Genomic DNA, 20706 nt, shown 5'->3' on the forward strand with positions numbered 1-20706 from the left:
CTTTCCCCGGGCGTCCAGGGGCCTTTCCCCGGGCGTCCACAGGTCTTTCCCCGGGCGTCCACAGGCCTTTCCCCCGGTCGTCCACGGGCCGGAGCGCGCGTCTCATCCGACGGACACGGTTGCCGAGCCGTGCCACCGAGGGACTACGCTCCGTCCCGTGGCCGACATCCAGATTCCCGCTGACATCAAGCCCGCCGACGGACGCTTCGGCGCCGGTCCTTCCAAGGTGCGGACGGAGGCGCTCGACGCGCTGGCCGCCACCGGCACCTCTCTCCTCGGTACGTCCCACCGCCAGGCCCCGGTCAAGAACCTGGTCGGCGAGGTACGGGACGGTGTGCGCAGCCTCTTCTCCCTCCCCGAGGGTTACGAGGTCGTCCTCGGCAACGGCGGCTCCACCGCCTTCTGGGACGTCGCGACGCACGGACTGATCGAGTCGAAGTCCCAGCACCTGAACTTCGGCGAGTTCTCGTCCAAGTTCGCCAAGGCCGCGAAGCTCGCGCCCTGGCTGTCCGACCCCACCGTCATCGCCTCCGACCCGGGCACCCACCCGGACCCGAAGGCCGAGGCGGGCGTCGACGTCTACGCCTTCACCCACAACGAGACCTCCACCGGTGTCGCGGCCCCGGTCAAGCGCGTCGCGGGCGCCGACGAGGGCGCCCTCGTCCTGGTGGACGCCACCTCCGGTGCGGGCGGCCTGCCGGTCGACATCACCGAGTCCGACGTCTACTACTTCGCCCCGCAGAAGTCCTTCGCCTCCGACGGCGGCCTGTGGATCGCCGTGTTCTCCCCGGCCGCCCTGGAGCGCGCCGCCCGGATCCACGCCTCGGGCCGGCACATCCCGGAGTTCTTCTCGCTGCCCACGGCGATCGACAACTCCCTCAAGAACCAGACGTACAACACCCCGGCGCTCTCCACCCTCTTCCTGCTGAACGAGCAGCTGAAGTGGATGAACACCCAGGGCGGCCTGGACTTCACGACGGGCCGCACGGCGGCTTCGTCGGGCCACCTCTACGGCTGGGCCGACGAGTCGAAGTACGCCACCCCGTTCGTCACGGACCCGGCGAAGCGCTCGCAGGTCATCGGCACGATCGACTTCGCGGACGAGATCGACGCGGCGGCCGTCGCCAAGGTGCTGCGCGCCAACGGCATCGTGGACACCGAGCCGTACCGCAAGCTGGGCCGCAACCAGCTGCGCGTGGCGATGTTCCCGGCGATCGACCCGGCGGACGTCCAGGCGCTGACGGCGTGCGTCGACTACGTGATCGAGAAGCTGTAACACCTCGGTTCTCGGCTCCACCACGGCTGTACGGAGACGGCCCGGCACCCACGCGGTGTGCCGGGCCGTTTTCGGCGCCGACCCCCCGCACAGGAGACCCGCGATGTCCGCAGCAGCAATCGACCGCCTCCGCGACGATGAGCCGGAAGGGCTGATCGAAGCCGCGAATCGGCTCATGGACCGGCTTCCCGGGTGTCGCGTCGAGATCATCGACGGCATGATCACCGTGGCACCGCTCCGGGACGGTCCCCACGCCAACACGTTGACCACGGTCACGGCCACCCTCTTTGCCGCCCGGCTCCACGACGGCGAGACCGATGTCCTTCAGGCCGTCGGCCTCTGGTTGCCCAGCGGCCCCGAGGACTACGTGATCCCTGATCTGGCGATCGTCGACGCCAACCTCGACGAGCACCTGATCGAGAACAACTGCTACGACCCCGCCTGCTTCCGTCTGGTCCTGGAGGTCACCTCCGAGAACTACCGGACCGACCTGCGCCACAAGGTCACCGCCTAAGCCCAGGCCAAGATCCCGGTCTACGTGATCGTCGACCGCAAGCACGGCCGCGTCCACGTCCTGACCGAACCGCTCCCCGGCGGCTACGACCGCCACGAGGTCTACGCCCCCGGCCAGCAGGCCCCGCTCCCCGCCTCGATCGGCGCCGAAGTCTCCCTGGACGTCGACGGGATCGTGCGCGCGGGCCGCTCGAAACGCTGAGGACGCGGGTCCCCGGACCGGGCTCACCGCACGCGGGAACCGCCCCTTCCGGAACCGGCGTCGTCCGAGCCGTCCTCGTCGTCCTCGCCCGGGACATGCACGTCGAAGACGTTGATATTGACCTCGACGACCTCCAGACCGGTCATCGTCTCCACGGCGTCGACGACGTGCGAGCGGATCCGGTCGGCCAGCTCATGGATCGGAATGCCGTAGTCCACCTCGACGTCGACGTCGATCGCCGTCTGTTCCTCGCCCACCTCGACCTTCACGGTCCGGCCCCTGCCCGAGGACCCGGACACCCTGCCCGTCACCGCGCCCAGCGCCTTCGACGCGCCCTTGCCCACCGAATGAACGCCTTCGGTCTCGCGGATGGCGATCTCCGCGATGGTGGCCACGACGCCGTCGGCGATGGTGGTCCTGCCGCGCACGCCGCTTCCCTGGTCCCCGCCGCTCGCCGCCGGGTTTCCGCTCCGAGATTCGATGTCGACCATGTCCGCCTCACAGAGAGTGATTGCCACGGGCGCTCCTCCCGCCCGTGCGGCCCCCTCACTCACTCTCCGCCCGCCCATGGCCATCCGCCATTCGAGGGACCGGGACTCAGTCGCGGGGCAGCAGCGTCCCCAGCGGTCCGAGGTCCAGGTTGAGATCCTCGGGGCGCACCCCGTGCTGGTCGCAGAGCTCCTTCATCCGCTGGTCGAGCAGCATGAGCGTGGTCCCGATCTCCTCGACCTGCTCGTCACCGAGGTCGCCCTGTTCGACCCGGCGGATCGCCTGCCGCTCCATCAGCTGCCGGAGAAGCTCCACCACGGTGAGGACCAGGGCCACCAGGTCCCGCCCCATCTGCTCGGAGTCCAGATCGACCCGGGAGCCCGGGGCCCGGCCCGCGCCCGTCACAACGGCCCCCCGTCGGCCCAGGGCGCCGGAACCCGCTCGCTGACCGACGACAGCAGGGCGTGCAGGGACACCCGTACCAGAGGTACGTCGGCGATGGCGATCACCAGGTCCCCGCTGACGACGACGCCGGTCGCCAGAACACGGTCCAGCAGGTCCACCAGCGGCACCCCGATGGGACCGCTCAGGGGCTCCGGGCTGTCCCAGGGGACCACCGCGCGCTCGGACGCTGCCACGGCTACACCTCCCCGACGAAGGAGTACGGCACCCAGGGGCCGGTCAGCTCGATCCGCGCCCCGGTCCGCTCGCCCAAGCCCCGTACCAGAGCGCCCAGTTCCTCCGACCGGTACTCGGCCACGAGATACGTGGCATTGAGCACGTGCACCCGGTCGTCACCCCCCGGCACGGCTCCGTGCGTACGGAGTCGGCGCGATGCGGTAGCCAGCTCACGGAGTTCGGCGTCCACGGATTCCGCGACGGACAGGGCTTGTTCCCGGCGCCGCTCGCGTCGCTCCTGGACCCCGCGTCTGCGGTTCAGGTAGGCGAGCCCGGCACCGGCGGCGGGGGCCTCGCGCCCGCCTCCTCCGACGGTGACGGGTTCCGTTTCCTCGGGCGCCGTCGCGGGCTCGTACACCTTCACGCCCCACTCGGCGTGGTGCGCGATGTGCTTCAGCACCCGGTGGAAGCGGGGTGCCTCGTCGTCGAGAGCACGGCGGGCCCGGTCGTCGTCGTGGTAGAGCGTGGCGAGGGGCAGCGGTACGGCGGGCCCGTGCGCGGCCGCGGCGGACACGACCTCGTGGTGGGCCCGGGCGTACCGCTCGATCTCACGCGGGTCGGAGAGTCGCGACTGCCAGACCTCGTCCGTGAAGTCGGCGGCCGGGACGGTCTGGACCACAGCGGTCAGCGGTCCGGAGGGCAGCAGCCGGACGGCCGCACCGCCGGGCATGCCGACCAGACCGGTGACATCGGCCGTGTGCGTGGCACGGGCGCCCCGGCAGACGGCGAACACGTACGTGACACCGGTGCCCGGAGCCCGGTCCCGATGGGCGTGATGCGTCATCTCTGCCCGGTCTCCTTGCTGTCGTTTCGGTCGGCGCTCCGGTTCGGGCGCGGGCCGGGGTCCTCGTCCGCGTCCTCGTCCGCGTCCGTTCCCGGTTCGAGTGCCTGGAGGCGTTCCCGCAGCCGGCGGTTCTCGTCCTCCAGGGCGTTGCGCGAGGCTCGGGAGCTGAGGGCGGGATCGTTCTCCCACCAGTCGATGCCCGCCTTCTTCGCGGTGTCGACGGATGCCACGAAGAGGCGGAGCCGGATGGTGAGGAGTTCGATGTCGAGAAGGTCGATCTTGATGTCCCCGGCGATGACGATGCCCTTGTCCAGGACGCGTTCGAGGATGTCGGCGAGGTTGGTGGTCTGAGGGCCGTTGGCCGGCGGCCCTCCCTGCCGGAAGTCGAGGTCGGTCACCGCGAGGCCCCGGACCGGCGCCTGCGGCTCGCGCGCTTCTTGGCGGGCGGCTCCTCAGGCTCGTCCTCGCCCTCTTCCTCGTCTTCCTCGTCTTCTTCGGGCTCCTCGGGCTCCTCGGGCTCCTCGGGCTCCTCCTCTTCGTCGTCCTCTTCGTCGTCCTCCTCAGGTTCGTCCTCCTCCGACTCCTCCTCGTCCTCGTCCTCGTCCTCCTCGTCGTCGTCCGGCTCCTCGTCCTCTTCGTCGTCCGGCTCCTCGTCGTCGTCCTCTTCCTCGTCTTCCTCCTCGCCTTCCTCCTCGCCTTCCTCGGGCTCCTCCTCGCCGTCCTCGTCCTCGGCCTCCCCGTCCTCGGCCTCTTCCTCCTCCTCGCGCTCGACGGCCTCCTCGTGGCTGACCACGACCTCGCCGTCGCGGATCTCGCCGCGCCACCCCTCGGGCTCATCCTCGGTGAGGCTCACGTAGCGCTGGAAGTGCTTGAAGTCCAGTCGTACGCGACGGCCCTGGGCGCGCCAGAGGTTGCCCGTCTTCTCGAAGAACCCGGACGGGTAGTACTCCATGACCAGCACGATGCGGGTCAGGTTCGGGGCCAGCTCATGGAAGCTGATGGCTCCGCGCGTGCTGCCCTTGGCGCCCTCGGAGGTCCAGATGATCCGGTCGTCCGGCACCTGTTCCTGCACCGTGGCCTTGAAGCTGCGGGTGGAGGGGCCGACCTTGACCTTCCAGTCACTTTCCTCGTCCTCGCCCTTGGAGACGCTCTGGACGCCCTTCATGAAGCCGCTGAACTCTTCGTACTGCGTCCAGGCGTCGTAGGCGGTACGCAGCGGCACACCGACGTCGATCACTTCGATGATGTTCATGAACTTGCCGCCGCCGGCCTTGCGGTTGCCCTTGCCACCGCCGCCGCCGCCGAACGCGCTCTTCGCCTTGTCCACCACCGCGTCCTTCGCGCCCTTGGCCTTCTCCGAGACGAACGCCTTCACCGGGGATTCGCCCTGGAGCACGCGAGAACCGATGGCGGGCAGTGAGCCGCCGTTCTCGGCTGCGTCGGTCAACTGGCCCGTGAGACCGGAGAGTTTGTCGCCCGCCTTCTCGGCGAGCTGCTGGAGCTGAGCGCCGGCGAATTTCGACAGCTCTTCCTTGATGCGGCCGACACCCGACTCCGCCGGAGCCTCGGATTCGTCCTTGTCCGTCGTTGCCATGGCTGACTACCTCCGGCGATCGGCGCGCTTGGATGCTGACCGCTTCGACGTCGCTGTCTTCTTCGCGGCAGACTTCTGAGGGGCGGACTTCTTGGCGGCAGACTTCTTGGCCGGAGCGGCCTTCTTCGCCGTCTTCTTCGCTGCCGTCTTCTTGGCCGGAGCAGCCTTCTTGGCCGGAGTGGCCTTCTTGGCTGCGGCCTTCTTCGCGGGAGCCTTCTTCGCGGGAGCGGCTTCCTTGGCCTTCTTGGCCGGAGCGGCGCTCTTCGCCGGAGCCTTCTTCGCGGGAGCAGCCTTCTTCGCTGCTGTCCTCCTGTCCGGAGCGGCCTTCTTCTCCGCCCGCTTCCTGGCCGGGGCCGCCCTCCCGCCGGAGGACTTCCGCGCCCTGGAAGGCCGCGACGGGGCCGCCTCTTCCTCTTCGGGCTCGTCCTCGTCCTCTTCGTCCTCGTCCTCTTCCTCGTCCTCTCCGTCTTCGTCTTCCTCCTCGTCTTCGTCTTCGTCTTCGTCTTCGTCGTCTTCCTCGGGTTCCTCGTCCCCCTCCTCCTCTTCGGGTTCCTCGGGCTCTTCGTCCTCCTCGGGCTCCTCGTCCTCTTCCTCGTACTCGTCTTCCGGCTCTTCCTCGGCCTCTTCCCCGGCCTCGTTCTCGCCCTCGCCCTCGCCCTCTTCCTCGTCCTCGTCCTCGTCCTCGTCCTTGTCCGGCGCCGCCCCCGTGAGCCGGGCCGTCCGGTCGCCGATGGCGTCCGCCAGGGAGGCCATGGAGCGATTGGCGGCGGCCGTCACGGCCTGGCGTCCCGCGTCGAGGACCTCGCCTCGCAACTGCTCCTGCAACTCCGCGACTTGCGGCACCTCGCCGAGCCTGCGCATGCCTTCGGCCGCCAGCTGGCGGGGTTCGAGTCCGAACCGGCGCCCTGCCAGATAGGTCGCGACGCTCAGTGCGACCCGGCCCTTCTTCGTCCGGCCCAGCACGTATCCGCCCACTACGGCGGCTGCGAGCGCCACTTTTGCCTGGTCATCCATGTCTGTCACCTTCTGTCGTCGGTGTCCGGTCGACCTGTCCCGCGTACAGCCGGTCGAGCAGCCTCTCTTCCTGCGCCTCGAACTCCTCCAGCCCGATGTGCCCCTCGTCGAGCTCCTGGTTGAGGGCCGCCAGCTGCGCGCGGATCACCCCCGGGTCGTAGAGTTCGCGCTCGGCGGCGTCCTGCAACCGCTCCGCGACCCACACCACGCCCAGGGCGGGTGCGAGGGGGAGCATCAGCAGTCCGGAGATCAGCCCCATCGTCAGCCTCCACCGACCGGCGCGGGCGGCCTCGTGGCCCCGGCGTCGACGAAGCTGTAGCAGGGCAGCGGCCCCGCGAGGCGGAGCTCGACGTGGTCGCGGTGGGCCGCCGCGAAACGATCGGCCGTCGCGCGGAACCGGTCGCTGTCCGCCCGCGCCACGAGGAAGGACACGTTGAGCGCGCAGCCGGGAACCTCGGGGCCCCCGGCCGTCGCCCGGGCCATCGGGGCCAGATCGCGCAGCGCCCGCCGTCCCGCCTCGCCCGCCCGGCGCGCCAGGGCGGACGCGACGGCCGCGCCCAGGCGCACATTCGCCTCGTACCCGGGCCGCCGGCGGGTTTCCTCGCGCAGCCGCCGTACGGTCGTGTCCCCCGCCACCAGTGCGGCGAGGGCGTCATGGGCCGGCAGGGCCTTGACGTTCATCTCGATGTGCCCGGCGACCCGGTCCAGGGCGGTGAGGTGGCCCGCCTCCGCCCCGGCCAGCTGGGCGCGCAGCGTGTCCTCGTCCGATGCGACCATGCCGAAGCGCATCGGCAGGACCGGCCCGCTGTCCGCCAGACGCGTCAGGAGTTCCTGGTGAGCCAGCAGATCACGACGCCGGGCCCGCAACTGCGCGGGGGCGGCGCTGACGACGGCGGCCACCGGCCCCACTGCGACCGTCCGCAGCGGGGCGGGCGGGCTGCCGACACCCGCGGACTTCCCGGGCAGCGGCGTTCCGGCCCGGACGACCGCGTACACGTACAGCCCCGTTCCGGCGGCCTGGCCCGTCCCCGGGCCGTCGGCGCGCACGTCAGGCCTCTGCCCTGCGGCGACGGCTCGTCGTGCCACCGCTGCCGCTGCTGCGGGCGGGGGCGCGACGCTTCTTCGGGCGCGCCGGTCGTTCCTCCGCCTCTTCCTCGTCGTACTCGTCGTCATCGTCGTTGCCTCCGGCCCCGACCGCCTTGCGTACGGTGTCGCCGACGGACTCCGCGGCCTTGCGCACCTTCCGCTTGCCGATGGAGCGGGCGGCGGAGCCGCCGAGCAGCTCGGGGACGGTGGTGCTGCCCGAGTCACGTTCGAGGTCGAGACGGTTGCACGCCTCGGCGAAGCGCAGGTAGGTGTCGACACTCGCCACGACTATGCGCGCGTCGATCTTGAGGATCTCGATGCCGACCAGGGAGACGCGTATGAATACGTCGATCACCATGCCCCGGTCGAGAATGAGCTCCAGCACGTCGTAGAGCGTGCCTGCGCGGGGCGGGCACGGAGCGGCGCCGTCGACGTAGGTCGTGGTGGTCATGGGGGGGTCCTTCCAGCTGTCGGACGGAGTGGGGTCACTCGTCGGCGGCACCGCGCCGATAGCGGCGGACCCGGGTGTACTCCACGAGTTCGCAGGCGCCGTCGAGCCGCACCTCGTACGAGGCGAGGAGACTGGTCGTGTCCGGGATGCGGGGCACTTCGAGGACGTCCACGACGACGCACCAGCCGTCGTCGTCGGATCGTCGGATCGCGGAGACGCCCTCGGCCGGGTGGCTGATCAGTGCTTCCAGGCTCTGACAGGCGGCGCGGGCCGCGTGCTCGGGCCCCTTCCTGGGCGAGGACTTCTTCCGGGTCCCCGGGGAGGAGCGTTCGGCGCGCGCTGAACGTTGGTCTGCCATGGTGACCAGTCTGGTCACCGCGGGGCACTTCGCATCCTGAGTGGGCCGGTGGTGCGACACCCCGCCCGTCCGGGCCGGTCACCAGGCAGAGCCGAGCAGGGCAGGAGGCGGGCGAGGTCGGACGACAGCCGGGATCAGAGACCGCCAAGGCAGAAGGCAGGCGAGACCGGACGACAGCCGCAATCAGAGACCGGTACCGGTAAGGCAGAAGGCAGGCGAGACCGGACGACAGCCAGGGTCACGCCGCAGGCGGCCTCCGCGCCAGCACGAACCCCTGCGGCGCCCGCTCCGGGAACGGCCCGTCCGTCTCCCGCTCCCGCCACACCCGGGACACCACCTCCAGGCCCGCGTCCCGCAGCAGCTCGGCGATCCGCTCGGGCTGCCGCCGGTGGAAGTCGAGCGAGATCTCCAGGCCCCAGGCCTCCGTAAACCGCAGCAGCTCGTCCCCGGCCTGGAAGCCCAGCTGTACGTGGGCCCCCGGGGCCAGGACGCGGTGGAACTCCGCGAAGGCGCGCGGCAACTCCTCGTCCGGCACGTGGATCGTCGAGTACCAGGCGAGCAGCCCGCCCAGTGAGGCGTCCGGCAGCCGGAGGTCGAGCATGGAACCTTCCTCGAAGCGCAGGTCCGGGTGCTCCTCCCGCGCCACGGCGACCATCCCCGGGGAGAGGTCGATCCCGAACACGTCCAGCCCCAGGCCCAGTCCGTGGAGGTGCGCGGTCACCCGGCCCGTCCCGCAGCCGACATCGGCCACCGGGAGGCCGCCGCCGCCGGCCGCCGCGAGTTCGGCGAACGCGCTCAACAGCGCACGTTCCAGAGGCTTGGCCGCCAACTCGCCTCGGGCGAAACCGACGTAGCCGGGGGCCATGGCGTCGTACGAGGACCGGGTGGCGTTCAGGAAGTCAGGTTCGGCGGTCATGGACCGGCACCCTACGACAGGCCGGATACCGCGACCGCATGTCCGGCCCGGCTACTCGGCGTTCAGGATGCGTTGACCACGTCGGGGTGTGACCTGATGACGACTGTCGTGGTGCCGACCATGCCGAAGTAGGTGTCCGGTCCGCTGCCGTAGGACGAATGGAACGACCGCTGGAAGTCTCCCACCGTGTAGATCTCGGAGTCGGCCGCAGCCAGGTTGGGCGGGCTGTTCCCGTCCGACCAGGCTTCCAGGACAACGCAGTCGTTTCCGTCGCGGGCCACTACCGCACCGGCGTGGAACTGGCTCATCTCCAACGTCGGGTTGGGGGTGGTGACCACGATGACGAACGCCTCTCCCGGCCGAGGGTCGGCCATCTCGTTGCGTGGGCCGGCGAACTGGCGGGCCTGACGACGATTGGTCGCGTCCCTCTGACCGAAGTTCTCGACCCGAGGGGGGTTGTTGCCGGTGGCGGTCTCGATCGTGCTGTACTCGTCCTCGCCCCATTCAAGGCTGCCGACACGGTTGTTGATGATCTCCTCGGCGGCGTGCAGGCAGTCCTGCTGGATGTCGGCGCCCAGCGAGTACCTGAAGTACGTCCTCCCGTTCCACGGGATCGAGTCATCACCCGCTCGCCGCAGGGCGGGGGCGATACTGCCCGCCGGCGCGTCCTCCCGGACCCAGATGTGGGGGGTGTCGGGGTACGTCAGGAAGAGCTCGTTCTCGGACACGCGAAGGGGGGGTCGCCCCTCTTCCTCGACGTTGGTGTAGCGCTGCACGGCCTCACCGCTCCGGGCGGCCGTCCTCATGTCCCCCCGGCGGTCGGCACCTTCGCCGCGTTCGGGTGCCGGTCCGCTCATCACCTGTGTCGCGTTCGCCTCGGCCTCGCGCTCGAACCTGTCGCCCGGATCGCTCACCCGGAGCCCGGAGCCGTTGTCCGTACCGGCGACCGCGCCCTGCCGCTGCTGAACGACGTGTGTCAACTCGTGCGCGAGGGTGTGGTGGTCGCCGCCGCCCTCCCCGATGACGACGTGGTTGCCGGAGGTGTAGGCACGGGCGCCGAGTTCGGCGGCGGAGCGCTGGGCGGTGGTGCCGGTGTGGAGGCGGACGTCGGAGAAGTCGGCGCCCATGCGGGCTTCCATCTCCTGGCGGACCGGTGCGTCCAGGGGGCTGCCCCTGCCGCGTAGCACGTCGTGGACGGCGGAGCGCTGCACCGGGGCCTGCTCGGGTTGCTGGTGACCGCAGCCGTCACCATGCTGATGCTGCGCCGCGAGGTGTCCGGCCTGGCGCAACATCTGGACGACCGCGGCGTTGCCTACGCTGCGCTGCAGGGCGAGGGGCGACATGTCGGACTGCGGCGCCGCGACGGGCGTAGCCGGGGCCGTGCTGACCGGGCGTGCCGGACGGTCAGCCTGCCCCCCGTTGGGCGACTTGCCGGATCCGTGCGTACGCATGCGGGTAGGCCTCTCTGAGAATGGATCACGTGTCAGCCCCTGCGTATCGCGGGTGGGGCAGTGCGGTGAAGGTACGTTCGCGCACAATCGGGCGGCTGTCGGGGCGGCCTTGGTGCCCCGAGCGGTCGCCCCCGCGCGTAGGAGCGCGTTCCATCCCGCTGTTTCTGCCGACGGCCACCGTGAACGGCACCCTTCAGGCTCTCGTCCCACTGCCACCTGGGCGATTCTTCCCGTGGACGGGGGCCCCGACCGGAGGGGAGTCCTGCCGCAGGGCTCCGACGTGCTTGCTCACCTCGGGGTAACCACCCACTAACTAGTGCGTACTTGATCGCCCCCGGCCCTCCGACCAGCATGATTCGCATGGCAAAGAACATTGTTGAGAAGACCCCCGTCACCCTGCTGGGCCTCGGCGCGATGGGCACCGCACTGGCCCGTACCTGGCTTGCGGCCGGTCACCCGCTCACCGTCTGGAACCGTTCCCCGGCCCGCGCCAAGGCGCTCGCCGCCGAGGGGGCAGAGGTCGCGGACGCCGTCACTGAAGCGGTCGCGGCGAACACCCTCGTCGTCGTCTGCCTGTTGGACGACGCCTCGGTCGGCGAGGCGCTGGCGGACGCCGACCTGACCGGCAAGGACCTGGTCAACCTGACCACCAGCACCCCTGCCCAGGCCCGCGCCCGCGCCGAGTGGGCCCGCGAGCGCGGCGCCCGCTACCTGGACGGCGGGATCATGGCCGTCCCGCCCATGATCGGCGTCCCGGAGGCCGGCGGCTACGTCTTCTACAGCGGCTCGCCGGAGCTGTTCGAGCGACACCGGCAGACTTTGGGCGTCCCGGTCGGCACCACTTACGTCGGCGAGGACGCGGGATTCGCGGCCCTGCACGACGTGGCCCTGCTCAGCGCCATGTACGGGATGTTCGCCGGGGCGGCGCATGCCTTCGCCCTGATCCGCAAGGAGGACATCGACCCGGCGGCGCTCGCCCCGCTGCTCGCCGACTGGCTCGTCGCGATGGCCCCGTCGGTCCACCAGACCGCCGACCAGCTGCGGAGCGGTGACTACACCAAGGGCGTCGTCTCCAACCTCGGCATGCAGGTGGCGGGCACGCCGACCTTCCTGGACACCGCCGCACAGCAGGGGGTCAGCCCCGAGCTGATCAGCCCCTACTTCGAGCTGATGCGGCGCCGCCTGGCCGAGGGCAGTGGCGAGGAGGACCTGTCGGGCGTGGTCGACCTGCTGGTGCGCTGACCTACCACTTGCCGCACGATGGCTGCCGTGCGCCAGGACTGCGGGCCCGATCCTGTCGCCGAGGCACGGTCAGACGGGTTTGAGCAGGTCGCGGAGGTTGCTCATGCGCGCTTTGACGTCGGCGATCTCGGCTGGGCGGATCGCGTTCCCTCCGTCCGCCGAGTGGGCGGTGCGGCAGGAGCGGCAGAGGCCGTCGGGAAGGGCTTCCGGCCGTCCGGGGCGTCCGCAGTCGGTGCATTCCACGAGAAGGCGGCGGCCGGGGGCAGGGGTGCCGGGCGAGGGGCTTCCGGCAGTGGGCAGCCGGGGCGGCATCTTGTCGGTGAGGCGGCGGCGGACGAAGCCGAGGGGGCTGTCGACCTGGGCGGGAAGCCCTGCGGTCAGGGCACTGGTCAGGTAGTCGACACTCACTCCTCTGGCGAGCCACTCCGCTGCCTGTGCTTCCAGGGCGGCGCAGTCGTCGGCGGAGAGGGCGAGGCGGTGATCGTCACGGCCGAGACGGGCCAGGGCGAGGTAGGCGGGAGACCGATCGGCTCCGTGGGGCGTCGCGGGCACCGCGCCCGGGGCGGTCGGATGGGGCGGCGCGGCCTCGGCGTCCGGGGCTTGGTCGGGGGTGCGCTGGTGCGGTACGGCGCTGGGTTCGGCGGCCGGATCGGTACCGGAGCACTCCGGAGCGGGCGGAGGCGGCGGCTCCTCGGCCGGGACCCACGGTGGCGGCGGTGCCGTGTTGAAGGCAGGCGTCTCCGGTGCGGGGGCGATGGCCAGGGCGGCCTGTTCGGTGGCGAGGTAGGTGTTCCACCACTCGTTGTCGCGCGCGGTGCGGGACCAGAAGGTGCGGAAGACCCAGCGGGTCTCGTCGCCCACGCCGACCGGGCACCGGACGCGCCGCAGATGCCCGGCGACGGACAGGGCGGTCAAGGAGGTGGAGATGGCCTGCTGGCCGTAGAGCGGGAGCTGCTTGGCGAGTTGCTTCACGCTCATCGCGGCACCTTCGGGGAGGTGGTCGACGAATCCGGCGACGTACCGCTCGCGGATCGGGAGGAGCGCGAAGTCGTACGGCGTACGGGCCTGTTGGTCGGGCGCGGAGCGTTTGCCGTAGCCGGGCTTGGCCATCGGGTACGCGGCGGAGTGTGCGGGAGCGGGCAGGGCGGAGCTAGTGTGCTGAGTAGCCAAGGGATCGGCTTTCTGGGAGATCGGTCTTGCGGTGAGACCCCGGCCCGGTGTGGCAACACCGGTCGGGGTCGTTTGGTTCTCGCACCGTAAGCAGTCGTGACGCTGCGCCGCAAGCCGTCACGATTAGTCATACTTGCTGACCGTTACGGGGTAGGGAGGTAGGGGGGTTTCCCCACCCCCTATCTTCTGCCTACCGGTTAAAAGAAGGCGCTCGAACCCCGGGTCCCGCATCCCGACGCCCGAGTCCCGGCACCCGAGCTTCGGGCCGGAGCCTCATCCACGTACCCCCAGAAGAGTGACCCGACCACCCCGAAGCCCGAAGCTCGGGACTCGGGACCCGAGCTGGGGGGGAAGGGCTACTTCTCGCCCCCCAGGGCTGCGCGCAGCCAGTCGAGGCTTCCTTGCGCCAGAAGTTCGTCGGCCAGGAGGTTGGCGGTCCCGGTGACAAGTCGGCTGCGGCTGTTGTCGATCCAGCGCTGGGCGTTCTCGTAACCCTGGACCTTGTACTCGATGCCCTGGAGCATGCACTCCAGCTTGTCCGCGTCCCGGGCGCAGACCGCCTCCGGCGACTCCTTCGCCTCGTACTCCGCGACCAGTTCGCGGACCGCCGAGGCCAGCACCTCGGGCATACCCGCCGTCTGGTCGGCGGTGACTTCCTGCGGGTCGCCGGCGGGCGCGTACCTCTTCCCGAGGTGGTTCACGTCCCCGGTCCGGGTCTCCTGCGTGTCGTGCCACACGGCGAGGTAGGCGGCGCGCGCGGGATCCGCGCCCTCCAGCTTCGCGATGATCGTGGCGATCAAAGCCGTACGCCACGAGTGCTCGGCAACGCTCTCCGGATCACGGACCCCGGCCATCCACCACCCGGTGCGCCGCGTCTGCTTGAGCGTGCCCGCCTCGTACAGGAAGCGTCCCACCGCGGACAGGTCATCAGCCACGACCATCTCCTCTCACGCCTCGGCGAGGCGGATTGCATACCGGATGCCCTCCAGCTCCCGGCGCGTCCGTGCCGAAAGCTCTCGACTATCCAACATCACAGGGAGGGATGCGCGTAGTTCGTTCCTGATCGCGCTTTCGGGCCGCAGCAGGTTGGGACGTGCGGCGAGCAGGGCCCACAGGGTGTGAACGTTCAAGTCGAAGAAGCCATGGTCAGGGGTAGGGCCACGAACCAGGTGGCGCATGAGTTTGTCGCCGGGCCACGGGCCTGGGTTCGTGGTAGCGATGAAGTCAGGACGGAGGTGCCGCCACGACCGCTACCGGCGAGGAGGTATGGCAGTACGGGCCCGGGTTTCTGTGGGAGGAGATCGAGCAGGTCTGGTGGGAGTACGAGGTGGCGGGGCGACCCGACGCCGAGCAGTTCGGGCTGACCGTGACCGGCCGGGGACAGCAGGTATGGCTGCGCGAACCCGCCGAAGTCATCCGGCCCAGCAGGGCGTAACCCACGTCAGGGCCCGTTCCGAGTTGGCCGGGGTATCGCGACGGGCCGCATCGGAACCGGCCCTAACGGACCGTCGGCAAGGGCGGGTTGCCCGCCCATCGCCGCTCGCCGTCCTCCCACTCCCCGGTCGGGCGGAGGCCCGCCGCCGTGGCCACCGCCTCGGACGCGGCGTGGTCGGGGTGGACGTGGGCGACGAGCTCCCGGACGCCCCCGGCCGCGACCAGGTGCGCAGCCAGGCCCTTCGCGGCCTCGCTCGCGTAGCCCCGGCCCTGCCACTGCGTCCCGACCACCCAGGCGATCTCCGCCCGGGGGCCCCGTACCGTCGCCTGGACGTACCCGGCGAGGGTCCCGTCCGCGCGGACCTTGAGCACCCAGTTCCACCACAGCTCCCCCGGGTCCGGCGAACCGGCGCTCTGCCGCTCGTAGCGGGACCGCAGCGCGGCCGGGTCCGGGGGGCCGCCGCCGGTGAACACGTACAGCGCCGGGTCCGCGAGGACGGCCGCCATCTCCTCGGCGTACGCCGGTTCGAGGGGGAGCGCGTCGAGGCGGGCAGTGGTGAAGGGCGAGGGCGTGATGGTCGTCGGCACGGTGCCCGACCCTACGTGCCCCGCCCCACCCCGCCGCGCCCCGCTCCTCTCAGCCCCTCACCGGCTCAGGCGCTGGAAGCGGCGCACCGCCAGCGGCAGGAACACCAGCGTGATCACCAGCGGCCACACCAGGGCCATCAACAGGGCGTGCTCCTCCACCCAGGTACCGCCGCCCGCCACGGGGTTGCCGAACAGTTCGCGGGTGGCCGTCGCCGTCGAGGAGATGGGGTTCCAGGCGGCGATCGTGCCCAGCCAGCCCGGCATCAGGGACGGGGCCACGAAGGTGCTGGAGATCATCGTGACGGGGAAGGCCACCGCGTACAGCCCACCCGCCGCCTCCGGGGTGGGCACCAGCATGCCGAGCCAGACGCCCACCCAGATCAGGCTGAACCGCAACAGCAGGAGCAGCCCGAACGCCCCGAGGGCGGCCGGCGCCCCGCCGTCCGCGCGCCAGCCGATCAGCAGCGCGGTGACGGCCAGGATGGTCAGTTCGGCGGCGGCCACCACCAGGTCGGCCGCCCCGCGTCCGGAGGCGAAGGCGGAGGGGGCCATCGGCATGGACCGGAAGCGGTCGACGACCCCCTTGGCGGCGTCGGTGACGACGGCCACGGCGGTGTTCATGAAGCCCATGGCCATGGTCATGGCGAACATGCCGGGCATCAGGAACTCCCGGTAGTCCCCGCCCCCGGGCACCTTCATCGCGCTGCCGAAGACGTATCCGTACAGCAGGACGGAGAGGATCGGGAAGCCGAGCTGCCAGACGACGGCGGAGGGGTGGCGCTGGTAGTGGGTGAGGGTGCGGCGGGTGATGTTCCAGCAGTCGGAGATCGCCCAGAGGACGGAGGCGCGGTCGCGGACCGGGACCGTCGTGTCAGCGGGGTTCCTATCGAGGGTGGTCATGCCGCCGCCACCTCTCGTGCGTCGCGGTTCTCGGTGGTGGCGTGGTGCGCGGCGTCGGCTGCCGCACCGTGGCCCGTCAGGCGCAGGAACACGTCGTCCAGGCTCGGCCGGCGCAGCCCGATGTCCTCCACCGCGATCCCCGCGTCCTGGAGGCTCCGGGCCACCTCGGTGAGTGCGGCCACCCGGTCGGCGACCTGGGCGTGCACCCGGCGGGCGGTGGCGTCGGTGACGACGAGCCCGCCCCCGGCCACCCGGTCGACGGTCCTCGCCACCGCGTCGAGGTCTCCCGCGTCGGCGGCCACCACCTCGATCCGGTCGCCGCCGATCCGGTTCTTCAGCGCGTCCGGGGTGTCGTCGGCGATGGCCCGCCCCCGGTCGATGACGGTGATGTGCGAGGCGAGCCGGTCCGCCTCGTCCAGGTACTGCGTGGTCAGCAGCACGGTCGTGCCGCCCGCCACCAGCGCCCGGACCGCGTCCCAGACCTCGCCCCGGCCGCGCGGGTCGAGCCCGGTCGTCGGCTCGTCCAGGAAGAGCACGTCGGGCTGGAGGATCATCGACGAGGCCAGGTCGAGCCGTCGCCGCATGCCTCCGCTGTACTCCTTGGCGCCCTTGTCTGCGGCCTCGGTCAGGTCGAACCGGTCCAGGAGTTCCCCGGCGCGGTGCCGGGCCCGGCGGTTGCCGAGGTGGAAGAGCCGCCCGAACATCTCCAGGTTCTGCCGCCCGGTGAGGCCTTCGTCGACGGCCGCGTACTGGCCGGTGAGCCCGATCCGGCTCCGTACGCGGCGGGGTTCGCGCGCCACGTCGAGCCCGGCGACCTCCGCCCGGCCCGCGTCGTACCGCAGGAGCGTGGCGAGGATCCGCACGGCGGTGGTCTTTCCCGCCCCGTTCGGGCCGAGCAGGCCGTGGACGGTGCCGGGGCGCACGGCGAGGTCGAACCCGTCGAGCGCCCGCTTCTCCGTCCCGCCCCTGCCCCGTCCCCGGTACCGCTTCACGACGCCTTCGGCGAGCACCGCGTACCCGGACGCGGACCCCGACCCGGATTTAGGCATGAGCATGCCGCAACCTCCTGTTTCTCGAACCGCCCGGAAGCTAACTGAGTACACCGTACCCTTGATTGGGTACAGCGTACTCCGATACGGGTACGGCGTACCCACATTCGTTGCGGAGCACTACGCTGACCCCATGGCGAAAGACGGATCGACAGCGGCGACGGACGGCACGGCCACCGGGAGCGGCGACATCGCGCGCAGTCTGGAACTCCTGTGGGGCACCGGGGACCGCCCCAGCCGCGGCCCCAAACCGGGGCTCTCGCTGGACCGGATCGTCACCGCCGCCGTCGCCGTCGCGGACGCGGAGGGGCTGGCCGCCGTCTCCATGCGCCGGCTCTCCACCGAGCTCGGCACGGGGACCATGTCGCTCTACCGGTACGTCCCCGGCAAGGCCGAACTGCTGGACCTGATGCTCGACCGGGTGCTGGGCGAGCCCCTGCCAAACGACAGCGAGCCTCCTGTCGAAGCGCCCCCCACCGACAGCGAGCCTGCTGTCGAAGCGCCCCCCGTCGACTGGCGGGCGTCCATCGACGCCATGGCCCGCACCTACCTGGACAACCTGCGCGCCCACCCCTGGCTGCTGAAGATCAACCAGGCGCGTACGGTGCTCGGCCCCAGCGCCCTGCGCGGCCTGGAACTCTCCCTCACCGCCCTGCGGTCCATGGGCCTGCGCGACCCCGAGCTGATCGGCGTGATCATCACCGTCAACAGCTTCGTGGAGGGCCTCGCCCGCACCCGGGCCGACGCGGCGGACGCGGTACGGCAGACCGGGCTGAGTGACGAGGAATTCTGGGACAACCAGCGCCCCTACCTGGAACGGGCCATGCTCAGCGGCGCGTACCCGATGATGGCGAACATGGCGGAGGACACGTTCAGCGCCGAGTTCGACCACTTCGAGTTCGGGCTGCGACGGCTGATCGCCGGCTTCGAGGCCCTGGTCGCCGAGCGGACGGTCGACGGGACGGCGGACCGGGCCACGGGCCAGGCCACGGGCCAGGCCACGGAGCGGACAGCGGCCCGGAAATGACAGCGCCCCCGGCCCGTGCCCCAATAGATGTATGGATGCCAGCCGGGAGCTCGCTCCTTTCGTCAAGCAGTACGCCGTCCTGCTGAGCACCCACCGGCAGGACGGGACCCCCGTCGGCACACCGGTCAACATCGCCGTCGAGGGCGATCACGCGTTCATCCGCACGTTCTCCTCCGCCTGGAAGGTGGAGCGGATGCGCAACCACCCGCAGGTGGAGATCGCCCCCTGCACGGTCCGGGGCAGCCCCACCGGACCGCAGATCAGGGCGCACGCACGGCTCCTGCGGCCGGGCACGAAGGAGAACACGCACGCGGCGCGGATGCTGTCGCGCAAGTACCCGGTCGTGCAGGGCGTGCTCGTCCCGTTCGCGCACCGGCTGAAGCGGGACCGGACCCTGCACTACGAGGTGTGGCCGGTGACGGACGACGACACCTGAGCCGCACCTGAGCCCGAGCGAGCGCGAGCACCCGCCGACGGTGGTCGCGGCGGCGGAAGGAACAGCGGTCGCGGCGGCGGAAGCACCGGCGGTCGCGGCGGCTGAAGGAACGGCGCGGTCGCGGCGGCGGAAGCACCGGCGGTCGCGGCGGCTGAAGCCCCCTGTCCCGCCGTCCGTCCGCCTATCCGCGCCGCCGCCGCTTCAACGCGAACCAGACGGCCACCGCCCCGACGAGGACGGCTGCCCCGAGGGTCGCGTTGCCGCTGCCGCCCTCATCCGAGTCGCCCGCTCCCCCCGGGGCGCCGCCCTTCGAGGGGGACCCGGAACCCTCGTCGGACCCGGACCCTTCGCCGGACCCGGAACCCGAACCGCTCCCCGGCCCGCCCTCCGTCTCCACACGGACGACCTCGCTGCCGGCCCCCTCCGAGCCGAACATCAGGGCCGAGCCGTCCGCCGTGTACGTCACCGACTCGGCCTGCCGCTGGAACGGGGCGGCGACCGACCGGTCCTCACCCAGGCGGCCCTTCTCGAAGGCGTACGCGCGGGCGCTGAAGTAGGAGCGCAGCACCAGCCGGGTCCCGTCGGGCGAGAAGGCCCCGTCGGTGACCCACGGCACCTCGCCGACCCGCCGGAACACGTTCGAGGAGTCGGCGGTGAGCTTCGCGGGGCCTTCGTAGAGGCCGCCGCCGTCCTCGTTCTTGGAGGCGACGTAGACGCGGCCGGTCTTCGGGTGGACCATCAGCGCCTCGGCGTTGCGGGCCCCGTCGGCGTACGTCACGTCGTACTGCACGGCCGTGACCGTGGCGTCGCGCAGGGTCTTCGGCTCGGGAAAGCGGTAGATCCAGACGTGGTCCCAGGTGCCGTCGAGGTTGTCGCCGATGTCACCGACGTAGAGGTCGCCGTCCGGCCCGATCGAGATGCCCTCGACGTCCCTCGGCTCCCCCACGCCCCGCATCGTGATGGTCGCCAGCGTCTTCCCGGTGCGGGAGTCGACGGCGTAGACGTAGGGGCCGTCGTCGCTGTCGTTGTGCGTCCAGTAGACGCCGGGGTGCGCGCGGCTGGCGGCGAGGCCGCTGGACTCGGTGATACCGGGGTCCTGGATCGTGAAGTCACGGTCGGGCCGTCCGTCGTCGGCCACGGCCGGACCGGCCCCGGCGAACAGCGGAAGGGCGACGGCGAGAGCGACGGCGAAGGCGGCGGCGGCGCGGCCCGCCGGGCCGGTCGGATACGAGCGCATGGCCCAAGTGTCCATCGTCACGTCGCAGGCCGGAGCCGTGATCGGCCATGATGACGCCATGCGTTTTCTCCCGGTCGGCGATTCCATGACCATCGGCGCCACCGGCGACTTCACCTGGCGCTACCGGATGTGGCAGCACTTCGAGGCGTTCCCCGGCCTCCGGTACGAGATCGTCGGCCCGCGCACGACGCTGCACGACATCGAGGCGGACGCCCCGGTCTCCCACGCGTACGCCGACCCGTCCTTCCCGCCCGCCGCCCGCCGGCACCTGGCCGGCTGGGGCGAGGGCTGGCTGCACATGGCCCCGGTCATCGCGGACGCGGTGCGCGAGGCGGAGGCGGACGTCCTGCTGGTCTCGCTCGGCCTGATAGACCTCGGGTTCTACACGGACGCCGAGCAGACGGCGGCCAACGCCCGGCGCTTCATCACGGCGGCCCGCACGGCCAACCCGCGCCTGCGCATGGTGCTGCTCCCGGTGATACCGAACATCCGGGCCGTGACGGACGCCCCCTTCGCCGCCTCCTGCGCCCGCTTCAACGACCTCCTCGCCAAGGCCGTGGCCGACCTCGACGAACCGTCCTCACCGCTCCTGCTGGCCTCACGCCCCACGGCGTACGACATCCGCACGGACACCTACGACGGCACCCACCCCGGCCCGACGGGCGAGCACAGACTCGCCGCCGCCTTCGCCGACGCGATGCACCAGGCATGGGAGCTGGGCGGCCCGTACGCGGGCCGGCCGGTTCCGGCGCTGCCCTTGCCGGTCTGATCTGCGCCTGCCCGAGGCGCGCCGCTGACGTTCCCGCCGGCC

General features: G+C 71.3%; 24 protein-coding genes and 2 pseudogenes. 7 read left to right on the forward strand and 19 right to left on the reverse strand.

Going from position 1 to position 20706, the window contains the following annotated elements; all coding sequences use genetic code 11:
- Positions 1-157 precede the first annotated feature (157 nt).
- Both serC and AC3CH1_RS10955 read left to right on the forward strand, forming a co-directional pair.
- Entirely contained in the window at positions 158-1276 is a 1119-nt protein-coding gene (gene serC / locus AC3CH1_RS10950) for a phosphoserine transaminase (protein WP_397919468.1), read from the forward strand.
- A 103-nt stretch (positions 1277-1379) separates the two neighbouring features.
- Positions 1380-1991, forward strand: a pseudogene (locus tag AC3CH1_RS10955) (Uma2 family endonuclease).
- A gap of 23 nt (positions 1992-2014) precedes the next feature.
- Here AC3CH1_RS10955 and AC3CH1_RS10960 read toward each other — a convergent pair.
- From AC3CH1_RS10960 to AC3CH1_RS11020, 13 genes are all read right to left on the reverse strand, one after another.
- On the reverse strand, positions 2015-2482 hold the full coding sequence (locus AC3CH1_RS10960) for an Asp23/Gls24 family envelope stress response protein (RefSeq protein WP_488463470.1): 468 nt from the start codon (positions 2480-2482) through the stop codon (positions 2015-2017).
- A gap of 106 nt (positions 2483-2588) precedes the next feature.
- Positions 2589-2885: a gas vesicle protein K gene (locus AC3CH1_RS10965; protein WP_488462715.1), complete on the reverse strand. Its 297-nt coding sequence runs from the start codon at positions 2883-2885 to the stop codon at positions 2589-2591.
- On the reverse strand, positions 2882-3118 hold the full coding sequence (locus tag AC3CH1_RS10970; RefSeq protein ID WP_361875487.1) for a gas vesicle protein: 237 nt from the start codon (positions 3116-3118) through the stop codon (positions 2882-2884). The genes AC3CH1_RS10965 and AC3CH1_RS10970 overlap by 4 nt, the downstream gene beginning before the upstream one ends.
- A gap of 2 nt (positions 3119-3120) precedes the next feature.
- Positions 3121-3942: a GvpL/GvpF family gas vesicle protein gene (locus AC3CH1_RS10975; RefSeq protein ID WP_488462716.1), complete on the reverse strand. Its 822-nt coding sequence runs from the start codon at positions 3940-3942 to the stop codon at positions 3121-3123.
- Positions 3939-4340 carry a gas vesicle protein gene (locus AC3CH1_RS10980; protein WP_488462717.1) on the reverse strand — a complete coding sequence of 134 codons (402 nt, stop codon included), beginning with the start codon at positions 4338-4340 and terminating at the stop codon, positions 3939-3941. Before AC3CH1_RS10980 ends, AC3CH1_RS10975 begins: the two co-directional genes overlap by 4 nt.
- A complete protein-coding gene (locus AC3CH1_RS10985) occupies positions 4337-5536 on the reverse strand; it encodes an SRPBCC family protein (protein WP_488462718.1) in 1200 nt (399 codons plus the stop codon). The genes AC3CH1_RS10980 and AC3CH1_RS10985 overlap by 4 nt, the downstream gene beginning before the upstream one ends.
- Before the next feature lie 6 nt (positions 5537-5542).
- The gene (locus AC3CH1_RS10990) at positions 5543-6550 is read right to left on the reverse strand and encodes a histone protein (protein WP_488462719.1); all 1008 of its coding nucleotides are present in this window, start codon (positions 6548-6550) and stop codon (positions 5543-5545) included.
- Positions 6543-6809 (reverse strand): gas vesicle protein GvpG, encoded by a 267-nt coding sequence (locus AC3CH1_RS10995; RefSeq protein ID WP_488462720.1) that lies wholly within the window; start codon positions 6807-6809, stop codon positions 6543-6545. Before AC3CH1_RS10995 ends, AC3CH1_RS10990 begins: the two co-directional genes overlap by 8 nt.
- A 2-nt stretch (positions 6810-6811) precedes the next feature.
- Entirely contained in the window at positions 6812-7597 is a 786-nt protein-coding gene (locus tag AC3CH1_RS11000) for a GvpL/GvpF family gas vesicle protein (protein WP_488462721.1), read from the reverse strand.
- A 1-nt stretch (position 7598) separates the two neighbouring features.
- On the reverse strand, positions 7599-8087 hold the full coding sequence (gene gvpJ, locus AC3CH1_RS11005; protein WP_488462722.1) for a gas vesicle protein GvpJ: 489 nt from the start codon (positions 8085-8087) through the stop codon (positions 7599-7601).
- 34 nt (positions 8088-8121) lie between these two features.
- On the reverse strand, positions 8122-8445 hold the full coding sequence (locus tag AC3CH1_RS11010; RefSeq protein WP_488462723.1) for a gas vesicle protein GvpO: 324 nt from the start codon (positions 8443-8445) through the stop codon (positions 8122-8124).
- Positions 8446-8683: 238 nt separating this feature from the next.
- A complete protein-coding gene (locus AC3CH1_RS11015) occupies positions 8684-9361 on the reverse strand; it encodes a class I SAM-dependent methyltransferase (protein ID WP_488462724.1) in 678 nt (225 codons plus the stop codon).
- 62 nt (positions 9362-9423) lie between these two features.
- Complete coding sequence (locus tag AC3CH1_RS11020; protein WP_488462725.1) at positions 9424-10812, reverse strand: eCIS core domain-containing protein; 1389 nt, start codon at positions 10810-10812, stop codon at positions 9424-9426.
- Between the two features lie 360 nt (positions 10813-11172).
- On the opposite strand from AC3CH1_RS11020, the gene AC3CH1_RS11025 reads away from it, so the two are divergent.
- Positions 11173-12054: an NAD(P)-dependent oxidoreductase gene (locus tag AC3CH1_RS11025; protein ID WP_488462726.1), complete on the forward strand. Its 882-nt coding sequence runs from the start codon at positions 11173-11175 to the stop codon at positions 12052-12054.
- A gap of 69 nt (positions 12055-12123) precedes the next feature.
- Here the strand turns inward: AC3CH1_RS11025 and AC3CH1_RS11030 are convergent, their stop codons facing one another.
- Complete coding sequence (locus AC3CH1_RS11030) at positions 12124-13224, reverse strand: MarR family transcriptional regulator (protein WP_488462727.1); 1101 nt, start codon at positions 13222-13224, stop codon at positions 12124-12126.
- 356 nt (positions 13225-13580) lie between these two features.
- Complete coding sequence (locus AC3CH1_RS11035; protein ID WP_488462728.1) at positions 13581-14159, reverse strand: HD domain-containing protein; 579 nt, start codon at positions 14157-14159, stop codon at positions 13581-13583.
- 290 nt (positions 14160-14449) lie between these two features.
- Between AC3CH1_RS11035 and AC3CH1_RS11040 the strand changes: the two are divergent.
- A pseudogene (locus tag AC3CH1_RS11040) lies at positions 14450-14659 on the forward strand (methyltransferase domain-containing protein); the annotation flags it as partial.
- A 62-nt stretch (positions 14660-14721) separates the two neighbouring features.
- On the opposite strand, the gene AC3CH1_RS11045 reads toward AC3CH1_RS11040, so the two are convergent.
- The 3 genes from AC3CH1_RS11045 to AC3CH1_RS11055 are packed head-to-tail and all read right to left on the reverse strand — an operon-like array spanning position 14722 to position 17201.
- Positions 14722-15246: a GNAT family N-acetyltransferase gene (locus AC3CH1_RS11045; RefSeq protein WP_488462729.1), complete on the reverse strand. Its 525-nt coding sequence runs from the start codon at positions 15244-15246 to the stop codon at positions 14722-14724.
- A gap of 57 nt (positions 15247-15303) precedes the next feature.
- Positions 15304-16146, reverse strand: coding sequence for an ABC transporter permease (locus AC3CH1_RS11050; RefSeq protein WP_488462730.1), 843 nt, complete (start codon positions 16144-16146; stop codon positions 15304-15306).
- The gene (locus tag AC3CH1_RS11055; protein WP_488462731.1) at positions 16143-17201 is read right to left on the reverse strand and encodes an ATP-binding cassette domain-containing protein; all 1059 of its coding nucleotides are present in this window, start codon (positions 17199-17201) and stop codon (positions 16143-16145) included. The genes AC3CH1_RS11050 and AC3CH1_RS11055 overlap by 4 nt, the downstream gene beginning before the upstream one ends.
- Positions 17202-17328: 127 nt before the next feature.
- On the opposite strand from AC3CH1_RS11055, the gene AC3CH1_RS11060 reads away from it, so the two are divergent.
- Both AC3CH1_RS11060 and AC3CH1_RS11065 read left to right on the forward strand, forming a co-directional pair.
- Positions 17329-18222, forward strand: coding sequence for a TetR/AcrR family transcriptional regulator C-terminal domain-containing protein (locus AC3CH1_RS11060; RefSeq protein WP_488462732.1), 894 nt, complete (start codon positions 17329-17331; stop codon positions 18220-18222).
- Between the two features lie 31 nt (positions 18223-18253).
- Complete coding sequence (locus AC3CH1_RS11065; protein ID WP_488462733.1) at positions 18254-18658, forward strand: PPOX class F420-dependent oxidoreductase; 405 nt, start codon at positions 18254-18256, stop codon at positions 18656-18658.
- A 181-nt stretch (positions 18659-18839) separates the two neighbouring features.
- Here AC3CH1_RS11065 and AC3CH1_RS11070 read toward each other — a convergent pair whose 3' ends face one another.
- Positions 18840-19895, reverse strand: coding sequence for a YncE family protein (locus AC3CH1_RS11070; RefSeq protein WP_488462734.1), 1056 nt, complete (start codon positions 19893-19895; stop codon positions 18840-18842).
- On the opposite strand from AC3CH1_RS11070, the gene AC3CH1_RS11075 reads away from it, so the two are divergent.
- Positions 19894-20664 carry a GDSL-type esterase/lipase family protein gene (locus AC3CH1_RS11075; RefSeq protein WP_488462735.1) on the forward strand — a complete coding sequence of 257 codons (771 nt, stop codon included), beginning with the start codon at positions 19894-19896 and terminating at the stop codon, positions 20662-20664. The two genes, AC3CH1_RS11070 and AC3CH1_RS11075, sit on opposite strands and share 2 nt — an antisense overlap.
- Positions 20665-20706 lie beyond the last annotated feature (42 nt).

The organism is Streptomyces sp. MGP-P1, assembly GCF_057766565.1.

Bases quoted from the DNA above. Each gene is read 5' to 3' on its own strand.
- AC3CH1_RS10960 (WP_488463470.1), bottom strand. From the start codon at position 2,482: ATGGTCGACATCGAATCTCGGAGCGGAAACCCGGCGGCGAGCGGCGGG.
- AC3CH1_RS10975 (WP_488462716.1), bottom strand. From the start codon at position 3,942: ATGACGCATCACGCCCATCGGGACCGGGCTCCGGGCACCGGTGTCACG.
- AC3CH1_RS10985 (WP_488462718.1), bottom strand. From the start codon at position 5,536: ATGGCAACGACGGACAAGGACGAATCCGAGGCTCCGGCGGAGTCGGGT.
- AC3CH1_RS10990 (WP_488462719.1), bottom strand. From the start codon at position 6,550: ATGGATGACCAGGCAAAAGTGGCGCTCGCAGCCGCCGTAGTGGGCGGA.
- AC3CH1_RS10995 (WP_488462720.1), bottom strand. From the start codon at position 6,809: ATGGGGCTGATCTCCGGACTGCTGATGCTCCCCCTCGCACCCGCCCTG.
- gvpJ (WP_488462722.1), bottom strand. From the start codon at position 8,087: ATGACCACCACGACCTACGTCGACGGCGCCGCTCCGTGCCCGCCCCGC.
- AC3CH1_RS11010 (WP_488462723.1), bottom strand. From the start codon at position 8,445: ATGGCAGACCAACGTTCAGCGCGCGCCGAACGCTCCTCCCCGGGGACC.
- AC3CH1_RS11015 (WP_488462724.1), bottom strand. From the start codon at position 9,361: ATGACCGCCGAACCTGACTTCCTGAACGCCACCCGGTCCTCGTACGAC.
- AC3CH1_RS11020 (WP_488462725.1), bottom strand. From the start codon at position 10,812: ATGCGTACGCACGGATCCGGCAAGTCGCCCAACGGGGGGCAGGCTGAC.
- AC3CH1_RS11025 (WP_488462726.1), top strand. From the start codon at position 11,173: ATGGCAAAGAACATTGTTGAGAAGACCCCCGTCACCCTGCTGGGCCTC.
- AC3CH1_RS11050 (WP_488462730.1), bottom strand. From the start codon at position 16,146: ATGACCACCCTCGATAGGAACCCCGCTGACACGACGGTCCCGGTCCGC.
- AC3CH1_RS11055 (WP_488462731.1), bottom strand. From the start codon at position 17,201: ATGCTCATGCCTAAATCCGGGTCGGGGTCCGCGTCCGGGTACGCGGTG.
- AC3CH1_RS11060 (WP_488462732.1), top strand. From the start codon at position 17,329: ATGGCGAAAGACGGATCGACAGCGGCGACGGACGGCACGGCCACCGGG.
- AC3CH1_RS11065 (WP_488462733.1), top strand. From the start codon at position 18,254: ATGGATGCCAGCCGGGAGCTCGCTCCTTTCGTCAAGCAGTACGCCGTC.
- AC3CH1_RS11075 (WP_488462735.1), top strand. From the start codon at position 19,894: ATGGCCCAAGTGTCCATCGTCACGTCGCAGGCCGGAGCCGTGATCGGC.
- AC3CH1_RS11070 (WP_488462734.1), bottom strand. From the start codon at position 19,895: ATGCGCTCGTATCCGACCGGCCCGGCGGGCCGCGCCGCCGCCGCCTTC.